9 protein-coding genes are annotated in these 13903 nt (G+C 68.5%); 2 read left to right on the top strand and 7 right to left on the bottom strand.

Annotated features, from left to right (window positions below; genetic code table 11):
- Window positions 1-4: 4 nt before the first annotated feature.
- The 5 genes from ACOYYX_RS23145 to ACOYYX_RS23125 form a co-directional block, all read right to left on the bottom strand.
- Window positions 5-1207 carry an alpha/beta hydrolase family protein gene (locus tag ACOYYX_RS23145; protein WP_422924120.1) on the bottom strand — a complete coding sequence of 401 codons (1203 nt, stop codon included), beginning with the start codon at window positions 1205-1207 and terminating at the stop codon, window positions 5-7.
- Between the two features lie 186 nt (window positions 1208-1393).
- Complete coding sequence (locus ACOYYX_RS23140; RefSeq protein ID WP_422924119.1) at window positions 1394-2461, bottom strand: metallophosphoesterase family protein; 1068 nt, start codon at window positions 2459-2461, stop codon at window positions 1394-1396.
- 12 nt (window positions 2462-2473) lie between these two features.
- Window positions 2474-3772, bottom strand: a complete 1299-nt coding sequence (locus ACOYYX_RS23135; protein ID WP_422931657.1) for an MFS transporter — start codon at window positions 3770-3772, stop codon at window positions 2474-2476.
- 32 nt (window positions 3773-3804) lie between these two features.
- Complete coding sequence (locus ACOYYX_RS23130) at window positions 3805-6387, bottom strand: SLC13 family permease (protein WP_422924117.1); 2583 nt, start codon at window positions 6385-6387, stop codon at window positions 3805-3807.
- Between the two features lie 137 nt (window positions 6388-6524).
- Window positions 6525-7298, bottom strand: coding sequence for a hypothetical protein (locus tag ACOYYX_RS23125; protein ID WP_422924115.1), 774 nt, complete (start codon window positions 7296-7298; stop codon window positions 6525-6527).
- Between the two features lie 317 nt (window positions 7299-7615).
- On the opposite strand from ACOYYX_RS23125, the gene ACOYYX_RS23120 reads away from it, so the two are divergent.
- Both ACOYYX_RS23120 and ACOYYX_RS23115 read left to right on the top strand, forming a co-directional pair.
- Window positions 7616-9016: a two-component system sensor histidine kinase NtrB gene (locus ACOYYX_RS23120; RefSeq protein ID WP_422924113.1), complete on the top strand. Its 1401-nt coding sequence runs from the start codon at window positions 7616-7618 to the stop codon at window positions 9014-9016.
- A complete protein-coding gene (locus ACOYYX_RS23115; protein WP_422924111.1) occupies window positions 9013-10419 on the top strand; it encodes a sigma-54-dependent transcriptional regulator in 1407 nt (468 codons plus the stop codon). Before ACOYYX_RS23120 ends, ACOYYX_RS23115 begins: the two co-directional genes overlap by 4 nt.
- Before the next feature lie 16 nt (window positions 10420-10435).
- Here ACOYYX_RS23115 and ACOYYX_RS23110 read toward each other — a convergent pair whose 3' ends face one another.
- Together ACOYYX_RS23110 and ACOYYX_RS23105 are read right to left on the bottom strand one after the other, a co-directional pair.
- On the bottom strand, window positions 10436-10687 hold the full coding sequence (locus ACOYYX_RS23110; protein ID WP_422924110.1) for a hypothetical protein: 252 nt from the start codon (window positions 10685-10687) through the stop codon (window positions 10436-10438).
- 104 nt (window positions 10688-10791) lie between these two features.
- Window positions 10792-13587 carry a redoxin domain-containing protein gene (locus tag ACOYYX_RS23105; protein WP_422924108.1) on the bottom strand — a complete coding sequence of 932 codons (2796 nt, stop codon included), beginning with the start codon at window positions 13585-13587 and terminating at the stop codon, window positions 10792-10794.
- Between the last annotated feature and the right edge of the window lie 316 nt (window positions 13588-13903).

The following is a 13903-nucleotide window of genomic DNA, read 5'->3' as shown; positions in this document are numbered from 1 at the left end:
CCCGTCAGTCAATCGCCTTGAACTCGGTGCTAACGACGTGCCCCTCGGCGTCGAGCAGGTTGAGGTAGTAGGCGGTCGTTCCGGCCGGGATCTCGGCCCTGGCGGTCGAGCCGTCGGCCTCGACCTTCGCCGGGAGACTCGACCAGTCGCGATCGACCCAGGGCTTTCGGTCCTTGGTGAGGATCAACTCGGCCTTGACGATGGGGTCGACGGCCTTGAACTTCGCCCAGGTCGAGGAGCCTTCGGTGCCCGTCTCCGTGACGCGGGCGAGCGGGTGGCCACCCTTCACGATGGAGTCGGCGAAGACGCGGATCTCGTCGGGGTTCTCGCCCGCGCCCCCGTGCCCGTGGGGCATCCGGATCCGGATGCAGAGGGTCGACTCGCCCCCCGCGACGCGGACCGACTTGAGGTGCGAGTCCATCGGGTAGGCGAAGTCGTTGGTGCCGTTGACCCAGAGCTTGGGCATCTTCCCGGCGGGCAGGTAGTGCGACGGATCCCACATCGCCAGCCAACGCTGGCCACGCTCGCCGAGCTTGTCCAGCTCCGCCTTCCACGCCGAGTTGTCGCCGAGAAACCCGCAGCCGTACACCGGCACGGCGAACTTGAACCGCTCATCCAGGCCCGAGCTGATGCAAGTCAGGTAGCCTCCCCAGGAGATGCCCGTCAGGCCGATCCGGTCGGCGTCGACCTCGGGGCGGCTCCGCAGCAGCGAATGCGCCAGGATGACGTCGGAGACGGCATGATAGGGCCACTGGTCCTCCTTCGCCTCGTTCGAGCCGTCGAAGGAGTTGCCGCGAGGGCCCGAGTGCTCGTGGGGTTCCCACTTGCCGTACGTGCCCTTGGGGACGGTGCCGCACGTATCCATCGCGATCGCCGCATAGCCGCGGCCGACCCAGAGCTTGACCCAGTCCTCGAACGCGGTCCCGCCCCCGCCATGCACGAGCACGATCCCGGGCATCTTCGTCCCCGGCTTGACTTCGGGGATGCCGATCCAGGCGAAGACGCGCGTCGGCTTGCCCTTGTAGGGCATCCCCTCGTAGAAGAGGGCCTCCATCCCCTCGGCCTTGAACCCTGGAGCCTCCCAGGTCTTGGGCACCTTCAGCGTCTCCGGCGGCAGGGTCATCGGCCCGGGGCCTTCGGCGTGCGCGAGCCGCACCAGGCTCAGGGCCAGTCCGATCGAGAGGAGGATGCGCTTGGGAGAGGGCATGGGCGTCCTCGGCTGTAAAGGTTCTTGGGTGTTCAAGTCTTGGGGCGAGAATTCGGGCAGGGGCCATCGGGCGTCGAATACGAGATGGCCGGTTGATAGGGTATGCCATCCCCGCGCAAAAAGCAGCAGCCGTCCCCCGGGACTTTCCGGAGGACGGCTGCCGGGGTTTTGGGGAGTCGCGGTCGTTCAGCAGAAGGCCGTCTCCGCGACGGACGGGTGGGTGCGAGGGACCGGCGTGTAGCGTCCCGTCGGGTCGACCATGAAGGTTATCCGCTGGATCCCCCGCCTGCCGTCGGCGTCGGTGGCCTCGACCTCGAAGGCATGCTCCCCCTTCGCCAGTCGATCGCCGGGGAGGGGGGCCGTCCATTCGCCAGGGGTGGTGGACGGCTCGAGCGCGATCCAGCCCGCGCCGTCGAGACACCCGCGAACCTCGACGATCCGCAGGGCCGCCCAGACGCGGACCCGGAACTCGTCAGGCCCCGAGACCACCTGCTTCGGCCCTCTGGCGAAGAGGGATTCGCTCGGATGCGTCACCAGCACGACCGGGCCCTCATCCTGCACCGAGCGATAGGTCGCTGCCACGTCATTGCCGCAAACGTACCCGATGAGGTAGCCGGGAGGTCCCCCCTCGGGATCCCCGATCGACCGCGTCGCGACCAGCACGTTCCGCCCGTCGTTGGCGACCTGGAGGTAATGCGTGTGGCCGCAGAAGATCGCTGCGATCCTGCGAGACTGGACGATGCCTCGCCAGTCGTCGATGCCGGGGCCCGCGAAGTCCTCCCAGATCTGATACGGGTAATTATGCTGGAAGATCACGATGCGTTCGTCGTGGGCAAGCGCCTCGTCGACCTCATCCCGGAACCAGTCGATCTGTTCGGGGGACAGGCCGACGGGCTTTGCCTCCTGGGTGTCGAGCCTGATGAAGCGGAAGCCCCGGAGGGAGGTCGAGCCGTACGTCCGGCCGAGGTAGGCGTGGTCCCCCTTCGCCTCGTTGTCGGGCATGACGTCATGGTCGCCGACGAGGATCTGATGCGGCACGGTGAGCCGGCCTCGCAGATCCTCGAAGAGGCGGAACTGCTCGATGGTGGCGTCCTGCACGTTGTCGCCGATGAACTGGACGAAGTCCGGGCGGATCAGTTCGTTCACCTCGCCCACCATCCGGAGGGCCGCGCGATGGTTCTCCAGGCCGGGCTCCGTGAGGTGGAGGTCGCCGGGGACGACGAACGTAACGCCGATGGGGTCGTCAGCTTTCATGGCATCCCCTCCTCAGGATGTGGCGGTGGCGAGGGAAACCGGGGCGGCGCCGTTGGGGTCGAAGGGCTGACCCTGGCCGGTCTCGGCGGTCTCGGGCATCGCCACGGCGAAGAAGATCGCCCCCGCCGCGGCGATCGCCGCCAGCATCAGGAACCCCGCGTCGAAGCCGGCCGCGTTGACGACGAACCCGGCCAAGAGGTTGCTCAGGCCGGCCCCGATCCCGGTGGCGGTCGCCAGCACCCCCTGCGTCAGGTTGAACCGGCCGGTCCCCCTGGTGATGTCGGCGACGACCAGGACCGAGACCACGCCGAAGATCCCCGCTCCGATGCCGTCGAGGAGCTGCACCGCGATCAGGTAGGCCGGATTCACGCTCAAGCAATAGAGCACGCCCCGGATCGGCAGGATCGCGAAGCCGATCAGGAAGACCGGCTTCCTCCCCCAGGACGTCGCGAACCGACTGGCCAGGAGCGCGACCGGCACCATCACGACCTGGGCCACGATGATGCAGGCCGACATCAGGACGGGCGCCCCGCTCTTGAGCCCATCCCCGGATTTCTGGCCGACCAGCGGCAGCATGGCGGCGTTGGCGAAGTGGAAGAGGACCGCCGAGGCGATGAAGATCGCGATCCGGCGGTCGCTCAGGAGCGTGCCGATCCCGACGGCCTCGTGGCTCGAATCGTCGCCGTCGTCCGCCCCGCGCGCCAGGACGTGGTCGATGTCCTTCTCGCGGATCATGAGGACGGTGGCCGCGCTCGCCGCCGCCATCGCGGCGACGAGGCAGAACATCGCGCCGTAGCCGAAGAAGTAAGCCGAGGCCCCGGCGAGCGCCGCCGCGACGACGTTCCCGGCGTGGTTGAAGGCCTCGTTACGCCCCGTCTGCGTGGCCATCGCCGCGCGGCCGACTAATCCCAGGGTGATCGCCGCAACCGCAGGGGGGAAGACCGCCGCCGCGGCGCCGATGACCGCCTGGGCGACCATGACGACCGGCAGCACCGGCGCGAGGTAGAGCGCCAGGCAGCCGGCGGCGACCGCCACCGCGGCGATCGCGACCGCCCAGCGCTTCCAGCGGATCCGGTCGATGATCCCTCCCGCAGGGGTCTGCGCCAGCACCGTGCCGATTTGGAGCGCGGCCAGGGCGATCCCGACGCGCCCCGCGTCCCAGCGATGGCTCTCGCGCAGGAAGGTCCCGAGGAACGGGCCCATGCCGTCCCGCACGTCGGCGAGGAAGAAGTTCAGGCCGTCGAGCGCGCGGACGCTGGTGGGGCTGGGCTTGCGGGGTGATTTGCCTAGAGGCGGAACGTCGAAGTCCATCATGATCATGTCTCAGGAATGATGAAGATGAATCAATAATGAGTCAGGGCGAGCCAGGCGACGCCCACGAGGGTCGTCAGCACCGTGAGCGGCACGCCGACCTTGAGGTATTCGAGGAAGGTCAGCTCGGTCCCGGCCTTGCGGGCGTTCTCGACCACGATCAGGTTCGCCACCGAGCCGAGGACCGTGAGGTTGCCCGCCAGGGTGCTCGACATCGCCAGCGCGAGCCAGGCGAGCTCCTTCTGCGGCATGACCTCCATCAGGGGCTTGAACAGCAGGACCGCCGGGACATTCGAGACGAGGTTCGACAGCAAGACGGACAGCCCGCTGACGAGCACCACCGGCGACTCGAGCAGGGCGTGCCAGCGTTCCATCCCCCAGCCGTGGACCACGTTGACCTCGAACGCGTGCACGACGACGAACAGGCCGGCGAACATCACGAGCAGGGGCCAGTCGACCGAGCCATACACCTTGTCCGGGCGGACCCGGTCGAGCATCAGGATCCCCGCCGCCGCCAGCGCCACCAGGGCGATCGGCTGGCCGGCGAAGAAGAGCGCGACCGCCACCAGCGTCACCGCCACGCTCTTGATGAGCAGGCCTCGATGGACGCGGGGCCGCGATGTCTCCTCCTCGCGGGGGGGCTGCGTCGCCGTTTCCATCAGCGTTTTGCGGTAGACCAGGGCCACGACCGCGAAGTTCAAAAGCAGGCCGATGGCCGCCACCGGGGCGAGCCTCGCGGCGAACCGCAGATAAGAAATATGAGACAGCGAACCGATGATGATGTTCTGGGGATTGCCGGTGATCGTCGCGACGGAGCCGATGTTCGAGGCCGTCGCCAGGCCCACCAGATAAGGGATCGGCGGCCGCTTGAGCCGCTCGCAGAGGTGGAGGACCAGCGGCGTCAGGGCCACGCAGACGACGTCGTTGACGAGGAACGCGGAGAGGATCCCCGAGAGCAGGATCGTCACCGCCAGGAGCGACCAGGGACCGGAGAACTTGGCCGCGATCCGCTCCGTCGCCAGGGCGAAGAAGCCGGCCAGGCGGAGGTAGGAAACGACGATCATCATGCCGAAGAGCAGGACGATCGTCTCGTAGTCGACGGCCCTGGCCGCGTCTCGCATCGAGAGCACGCCCGTCGCGAGCATCGCCGCCGCGCCGACGAGGGCGATCCCGGCGCGGTCGATCTTCAGGCCGGGCACCTTGCCGACCGCCAGCGCGAGATAGGTCAGGCCGAAGATCGTCGAGACCAGGGGGATTGAGGCCGAATGGGTTACCACGTGCGTTGTCTTCCTCTGAATCCTCGGATGAAAAAATGAGGGTATAAGCTGCGTTCGAGTGCGAAGAGGGCTCAGGGGACGGTCGAGAGGTCGGTGGCCGTCGCCATCGGGTCGACGTAGCCGTCGTCGCTGATCTCTTTGTGTTTGGCGAGGGTCTCGGGGACGAGGAAGACGACGATGGCCGTGGCCAGGGCCCCGACGCCCGCGAGCGCCATGAAGAGGCCTCGATAGCCGAGCGTCCCGACGAGGCAGCCGGCCGCCGCAGGCCCCAGGGCCGAGCCGAAGACGAGGCAGGAGCCGACGAGCACCTGGGCCTCGCCCGAGCCGCCTCGGGTCGGCCAGACGGTCGGTCACCCAGGCGGCGGCGAGCACGGCGAAGAGGCCGTTGCCCAGGCCGTCGAGCGCCTGGTTCGCCACGGCGAGCCAGGGGCTGTGGATCATCGAGACCAGGGCGAGCCGGATCGCCATGATCGCCCAACCGGCGATCAGCAAGGGCTTCCGCCCCCAGCGGTCCGCGAGCCAGCCGGCCGGCCAGACGACGAGCATCCAGGCCACCATGCTGACGACGAACGCATAAGCGAGCATCCGGTCCGGCGCGTGCAGGTCGCGCTTGAGGAAGAGGCCGAGGTAGACGCCCCCCGGGGCATTCGCCGCGTGATAGAGGACCATCGCCGCCACGAAGCACCAGAGCCCCGCATCCCTGGGGAACCATCCTCCCGCGGGTTCCCCTTTCGGCTTGTCCGACTCTCCCGCGATCTCTTCATCAGACGCGGCTTTCTTTGTTGGCGGCTCGTGGATGAGCAAGGCCGCGGCGACCGCCAGGCATTGCACGACGGCCAGCGGCACGAGGACCGCGCCGAGGCTGTAACGCTCCGACATCCAGCTCCCCACCAGCGCCACGACGACGATGGCGATCGGCTTCCAGAGCCGGAGGATCCCCAGGGCCGCCCCGACGCCCCCCTTGGGCGCCGGCGCCGCCGCCTCGGCCCCGGAGAGGCTCTCGACGACGGCGCGGCCGATCCCGTTCTCGGCGAAGAGGACGACGAGGATCCCCAGCGCGATGCCCCCCTCGGCCCCCCGGATCAGGATGGTCGAGAGGGCCGTCGCCGCCAGGGCAACCACGATGAACGGCTTGCGCCAGCCGATCCGATCCGACCAGAGGCCGATCGGGAACTGGGCCAGGGCGGATAGCGCGGCGATCGTGGAGACGATCCCGATCGCCCGGTCGGAGAGCCCTTTCTCGCCCAGGTAGAGCGGCAGGTAAGGCAGGGTGAAACCGATGCCGGCCATGCCCAGGCCGTAAGAACCATAGAGGCCGATTCGATTCCGGATATCCATGAGACGCGCATGCTCCTCGGTTGAATCTCGACTCGCGCTGGGGAGGCCTGGCGTCGGCGGGGGGGGACACCGAGGTAGGGCGGGTGGGGGTCGGATCGGTTCAGGTTGGGTGTGGTGTGGTGGAGTCAGGGATCAGGTCAGGGGAGGGCCGGGGGCAGGGGCCGGCCACGGTCGCCTCGCTCGCCCTTGGGGTGGGGGCCGCGCTCGGCCTTTTCTCGGGGCCTCCCCTTCTTCTTCGGCTCGTCGTCACGCTTGCGGGGCTCGTCGGGTCCGTCGTCGGCCGCGTGGGCGAGGTGTTCGGGGACGTGGGTGATGGCCTCGGCGGCGCGGGCCAACTCGCCGCCACGTTCCACACGGCCTGCTTCGACGTCGCGCCTGGCGGCGTTGTAGAGGTCCCTGGCCGCGTCGACGTAGAACTTGGCATCGGCGACTGGCTCGGGCTCGGCCGCCTCGCGGATGCGGTCGTAGGCCCGGTTGAGGTCGCGGTAGGTCCGCTCGCTGAGGTCTTCGGGGCCGGCGTCATCGGGGGGCGGCGGCAGTTCGGGGTCCGCCCGCTCGAAGCGTGCCGCGTTGTGGGCGTGATCAATGGCCCTGGCCAGGTCGTGGGCGGCGACACCGAATTCGCGGGAGCGTCGGCCGTCGCCCTTCTCCTTCGCCTCGATGGCCTTGCGATAGAGGCTCGTGGCGCGGTCGGTCCAGTCCTTCGTGCGTTCCTCGGCCCGGCCGCTGCCGGAATCCGCGCGGACGCGGCGGAGGAGGTCGTACGCCTTGCGGAGCTCGTCCTTCGGCTCCCCCTTCTTCTTGGCCTTCGGCGGCGGGCCGTCCTCGTCGGGCGGGGGAGGGGGCTGGAAGAGGGTCGTGAGGCCGATCCCCAGCACGCTCGTCAGTCCGATCGCGAAGAGCTTCATCATCGTCATTCTCCTTGGAATCAAGGGTCTTGGTTGGGTCCTTTGCCCGGGGATCGTCGACCAATGCAGCCGCGATGCCAATCCGGAAAACATCATGATTTCAGGGGTCTGAGCCCGTTTTCGGGCCGAAGTTGGGAACAAATCCCCCACCGGTACCGGGGGGATTCCGCCCAACTCGGGCTCCCTCGGCGGCGATCGAGTCGATTTCCCCCGGCAATCGCCGGATCCGGCCGCCGAAGGGCCCTTGGCGCGGCGATTGCCGATTGCCATTGATGGGTACAAGGCTGCTCGTGCTTGAGAGGTCGTGGCGGAGGCCGTCGATGGGGCGTCGGAAGTGGGATACGCCGCTGGCGATCCAGATTGGCGCGGTGGTCGTCCTGTTCGCGGCCGCGCTCGGGACGCTCTGGTACACCAGCTCCAGGGTCGTCGAGCGCGAGAATCGCAGGGCAAGGGCCAACGACCGCCTGAAGGAGGCGAGCGACCGCCTCGAGGCCCGGGGCAAGGACGCCCTCGCGGCCGTCCGCCAGTTCCCCGACTTCATGGAGGCGGCCGACTGGTCGGAGCTCGACCGCAAGCTCGCCGACGAGGCCGGGCGCGTCCGCAAGGCGTGGCCCGGGGTCGAGGGGGGCTACTACGTCCCCTCGCATCGCGAGCAGCCCTTCTTCCCCGCGCTCACGAACGAGCCCGGCGAGGCCGGGGGCCCAACGGGGAACCTGTACGACTACGTCGATACGCAGGTCGACGCCGCCTACCGCAAGCGGAACGTCCTCTCGGTGGTCGAGGACGTCCTCCCTTATACCATCGCCATCCGGACGGCCCCGGTTTGGGTCAATGGGCGGGTGGTCGCCGCCACCTGGACGATGGCCCTGCTCGTCGACCCCATCTACATCGATCAGTCGGCGCGGGGCTACCAGCTTTTTGCGGGGCTCGCACTGGGGGGGATCGCCCTCTCGTTGATCCTCACCGTGCGGCTGGCCCGGATCGTCCGTCGCCAGGCGTCGGAGCGCGAGCGGCTGCGGACCGAACTGCGTCGGAGCGAGCGCCTCGCGGCGCTCGGGAAGCTCCTGGCGGGGGTCGCACACGAGGTCCGCAACCCCCTGGCCGGCATCCGAGGGATCACGCAGCTCTGGCGGCGAGGCCTCGGCATGGGCGAGGAGGGCTTCGACCACCTGATCGACGAGGTGGATCGGCTCGAAGGGATCGTCTCGCGGCTTCTGCAGTTCTCCAGGGCCGACGCCCAGGACCTCGCCCTTGGCGACCTCAACACGGTCGCGGCCGAGGCGGCCAGGCTCGCCGAGGACCGGGCCCGGGAGCAGGGGATCCGCGTCGAGCTCGACCTGGATCTCAACCTGCCGCCGGTCGAGTTGGCCGCGCCGGCACTGGTGCAGGTCTTCCGCAACCTGACGACCAACGCCATCCAGGTCATGGCGCCCGGCGGGGTGCTCCGCCTGTCGACCCGCTTCGACCAGGCCCGCAGCACGGTCTCGGCGAGCGTGGCCGACGAGGGGCCTGGGCTCTCGGCCGAGGTCCTCTCGCACCTCTTCGAGCCCTTTTTCACCACCAAGGCGGAAGGCACCGGCCTGGGCCTGGCGATCGCACGCGAGATCGCCCTGGCCCACCGGGGCGACCTCCTGGCCGAGAACCGGCCGGGGGGCGGCGCCGTCTTTACCCTGACACTGCCGGCGACCACCGTCGCCGCCGCCGGAGGGACGCGACGATGAATGCGGGCGAGAACGAAGGCGCGACGATCCTCGTCGCCGAGGACGACCGGGCCATCCGGTTCAGCCTGGCCTGCTCCCTGAAGGCCGAGGGCTATCGCGTGCTCGAGGCCGGGGACGGCGAGGAGGCCCTGGCGAGCATCGGGCGCGATCAACCCGACGCCGTACTCCTGGACCTGAAGATGCCCGGCAAGGACGGCCTCGCGGTCCTGGCCTCGCTCGGCCCGGCGCTCGCCGACCTGCCGGTGATCGTCATCACGGCGTATGGCGGCTCGGCCGCAGCGATCGAGGCGATGCGCCGGGGGGCTTATGATTATTTAAGCAAGCCGTTCGACCTCGACGAGGTGCAGTTGACCCTCAAGCGGGCGCTCCGGCAACGCTCGCTGGCCCGCGAGGTCCAGGCGCTGCGGTCCCGGGCAAACGCCGAGGAAAAGGAGCCCGACGACCCCGCCGACGATGAGCCCGAGCTCGTCGGCTCGAGCGTGGGCATGCGCGAGGTCTTCAAGGCGATCGGCCTCGCCGCTGCGACAGACGCCCCCGTGCTGATCGCCGGTGAGAGCGGCACGGGCAAGGAGCTCGTCGCCGCGGCCTTGCATCGCCACTCGGATCGGGCCTCCGGCCCCTTCGTCCGCGTCAACTGCGGCGCCCTGCCCGAGGCACTCATCGAGAGCGAGCTGTTCGGCCACGAGCGCGGGGCCTTCACCGGCGCCGACCGCCTGAAGCCTGGCCGTTTCGAGCGAGCCTCGGGCGGCACGATCTTCCTCGACGAGGTCGGCGAGCTGCCGCTCTCGGCACAGGCCAAGATCCTCCGGGTCCTCCAGCAGCGAGAGTTCGAACGCGTCGGCGGCACCGAGATCCTCAAGACCGACGCGAGGGTCATCTCGGCGACGCACCGCGACCTCTCGCGAGAAGTCGCCGCCGGCCGGTTCCGCGAGGATCTCTTCTACCGGCTCAACGTCGCCAGGATCGCCATTCCTCCGCTGCGCGAGCGTCCCGAGGACATCCCGATCCTGGCCGAGCACATCCTGCGTCGCGTCGAGCGTCGGCACGGCTGGGGCACGCTCTCGCTCTCCCCCGAGGCATTAGCCGCCATCAAGGAACGCCCCTGGCCCGGCAACGTCCGTCAGCTTGAAAACGCCCTGGCCCGCGCCGCGATCGCCGCGAGGGGCCGCACGATCCTCCCCGAGCACCTCGACGCCGAGGAGCGTCCCGACCCCGCCATCCCCCCCGTACTCGAATCGGCCGAGACCCTCCCCCTCCGCGCCCTTCTCGCCGAGGTCGAGCGCCGTGCCATCGAGCGCGCCCTGGCCTTCTGCAACGGCAACCGCACCAGGACCGCCGAACGCCTGGGCATCAGCCGCCGCCAGCTCTTCGATAAGATCCGCGAATATGATCTCCAACCATAATCGAGGCTTCGATGTCTCATGCGCCGAGGATCAAGGCTCGCAGGTTTTCGAGGAGAGTCTCGCATTCCACGCCGCAGCAGTCTGTGATGTATCGGACCGCTCCCCCGCGGAATTCCTCGAGAAAGGCCTCCTCGTCGCGATCCGGTCCGGTCGGTGGGATGAGGCGTTCGAGGAGGATCTCGCGAATCCAGAGGGGCGCTTCTCCGCAGAAGGCCGGGTCGCCCGCTTTCAGGAGCTGGATCAGCCTATCGGTCTTCGCGTTGTTCATAATCGGGGTTTGCAAATAGAATGACTTGAGAAAACGGCCACGCCTCCTATGGAAAAAGGCGCGACCGTCGTCAACTCAGCCATTATCATTCGAACCAACCACCCTCAGTCGTGCTCCAGGACTTTGGCCACGGCCTTCTTGATGCCCTCGCCGCGGAGGTCTTGCGCGACGATCTTGCCATCGGGGTCGAGGAGGAAGATCGCCGGGATCCCGTGGACGCCGTACTCCTTGGTGACGGGGTCGCTCGACCAGTCGCCGAGGAAGACCTGGGTCCAGGGCTGATCCTTGTCCTTGAGGAACTCGGCGACGTCGTTCTTGTTCGCGTCCACGCTCAGGCTGATCATGGCGAACTTCGGATCCTTGCCGAAGGCGTCGTAGGCGGCCCGCAGGTGGGGGACCTCCCCGATGCAGGGGCCGCACCAGGTCGCCCAAAAGTCGAGCAGGACGTACTTGCCCCGGTAATCCTTCAGCGAGACCAGCTTATCGTCCAGGGTCTTGGAGGCGAACTCCGGCGCCCGGTCGCCGATCTTGAACCGCTTCTCGGGCGCCTTGAGCGCCTGGGCGGACTGCTCCTGCACGACCTTCGCCAGGGCCTCGCCCGAGGCCGAGAGCTTGAGCACGCGCGAGACGGTCTCGCCCGGCTTGAGCTCGACCCGCTCGTTGTGCAGGGCTACGCCCGAATGCGTGGTGACCGAGAACGTATACGAGCCCCCCGGCAACTCGCCCAGCTTGAAGCTCCCCTTGTCGGCTTCGGAGACCAGGGTGCTGATCTGATCGCCGGTCGGGGAATGGAGCCTCGCGTAGACCCCCGCGAGCGGCTTGCCGTCGGAGGCGTCGGTCAGCTCCCCCACGATGCCCGCCCCAGGCTCGAGCTCGACCGCGACCTCTTGCGAGGCGTCGCGCCAGCCGCGATGGAGCCGGGCGTACCCTTCGCATTGCACCAGGAGCGTCCCCTCGCCGAACGTGAGGGGCGAGAAGTCGGCGATCCCCTCGGCCCCGGTCCTGGCGTGGACGGAGTCGCCCCAGGCGGTGTCGTGATAGCCCCAGGTGAAGTTCTTGTCGATGCTCGGGTCGTCGTAGATCAGGGAGACGCGTGCGTCGGGGACCGGCTTCCCCGTATCCTTGGCTGTGACGCGGACCTTCAGCGCATTCGGCCGCTTGACCTCGAACGTGATGGCCTTGTCGGGGGCCAGGTGATTGAGGGGCTCGGCCATCACGCGATCGAGGCTGCGCTCGCCGTAACCGGGGGCCAACACCGTCACGCGCTGGATCGTCCCGGAGCCGAGGTTCCGGATCAAGAACGAGCCGTCGTCGGAGGAATAGGTCAGGCCGATTCCGCAGAACCCGGCGAAGAAGCCGCCGAACTTGTCGGTCGGGTCGCGCTCTCGCGAGACGTTGAGCAGCACGCGGAAGTTGCGGACCGGCTTGCCCTCGGGGTCGACCACCTTGCCCCGGATCGCCCCCGCGGCCGACATCGTGACGACCGACTCCTTGTCGAGATCCATTCGATGGTCGCGGAGGTCGCTGACGTTGGAGCCGAGGAACGTGAAGGTCGTGCCCGACTCGGGCAGCCCGCTCACTTCGAACCGGCCCTGTGCGTCGGTCTTGGTGTGCCGCTCCCAGAGGGCCAGGTCTCGAAGGCCTGGCTTCGAGACGACCGGCAGGACCATGACCCCGGAGAAGGGCGTCCCGATTTCGTCGCGGACCACCCCATTGGCGCCGTGGCCTTTGGCCAACTCCACGCGGATCTCCTGGTCGCCGGCCTTCTCGATCGCGGAGAACCCGGGGGCGAGCCGGCCATCGGCCGGGATCACGCAGACGGACTCGGGCGCGTCGGGGACGAGCGCGAGCCGGAACTTGCCGCTCGCGTCGGTCTTCGCCTCGATCCCGTCGCTCGACTGGTTCAGGCCCCAACGCACCTTCGCGTTCGCCACGGCCTTCCCGTCAGGGTCAAGGACGAGCCCGGTGATGTTGCGTCGATTGGCGGCCTTCGCGGGGGCCTCGTCGGCCTTCGGGGCTTCGCCAGGCGTCTGGGCCGACGCGGCGGGATTGCGCGCGAGCCGGAATTCGATCGACTGCGGCCGGCCCGCCTCGTCGGCGCGTACGCCGTCGCGCCGGTTGTCGATGAAGCCGGGCGCGTTGGCGTTGAGCCAGGTGGTGCGGTCGAGCACGAGGCCGTCGTACTCGAAGCGGCCCTGATCATCGGTCCTGACCCAGAGCCCCGTCAGCGAGAGGATGGAGCCGGAGGTCGACTTGCCGACGAAGGCCCCCGCGATCGGCCCCCCTTCCGCGTCGAGCACGCGGCCGACCGCCTTGCCGCCCCGCTTGACGAACACGTCCAGGTCCGTCACCGGCTTCTCCGACATCTCGAACAACACCCGCTTGCGCTCCCGACTCGGGGCGACGACGAACGCCTCGTGGTAGCGCGTCCGGCTCAGGGCGGGGAGTTCGAAACGGCCGTCCTGGTCCGTGACGGGGTCGAGGCCATTGTCGACGACGAGCCGCCCGCCGACGATCGGCTTGCCGGTCTCGGCCTCGATCAGACGGCAGCGGAGCGTCCCCTGGGCCGAGAGGCGGAGCGAGGCCGGTGCCAGCTCCTTCCCCTTCGCCACCTCGGCGAACTCCTGGTTCGCCAGCCCTTGCTCGCCTTTGCTCGCGTCGATGAGCCACTGGCCGGGGCCGACCTCGACGGAGAACCGCCCCTGGTCGTCGGCCTGGGTTTCGACCCGCTCGAGGTGCTGGATCCAGAGCTTCGCGACCCAGACGCGCGCCCCCTTCGCCGCCGACCCGTCCTCGGTCAGGACGCGTCCCTTGATCGTCTCGCCCCTGACGGTCAGCCCGCCAGCGGCTAGCGCCAGCAGGAGCGCCCCCATGCACCGACCCGACTTGCCCATGACCATCGCCTCCCTCCTCGAATCACGTCGCAACTCGAAATCTGGAAGGGCCGTGACGACCCGCCCACATCCACACCCTCGCTCGAGATCGATCTTGAGGAAAGACAATTGTCGGATGGTGTATGACGGATGTCAATGGGGACGAGATTTCGGCTCCTCGTTTGAATCAAGGCATGAGTGTTATAATGGGTTGCATGTGCGTTGGGCGCGTGGTGAGATGCCGAGCATTTCCCCAGGAGGTTTGCTCGGATGCCGTTTGGGCGACGTCGGCGAAGGGGATCGCCGGCGTCGCCCAAATCTCTGGCTTGAAGTGAAGATGCGT

The organism is Singulisphaera chitinilytica, from assembly GCF_049331405.1.
GTDB lineage: Bacteria > Planctomycetota > Planctomycetia > Isosphaerales > Isosphaeraceae > PoT.
Note: the sequence above shows the minus strand (reverse complement) of the source record. Positions and strands in the feature narration are given on the sequence as shown.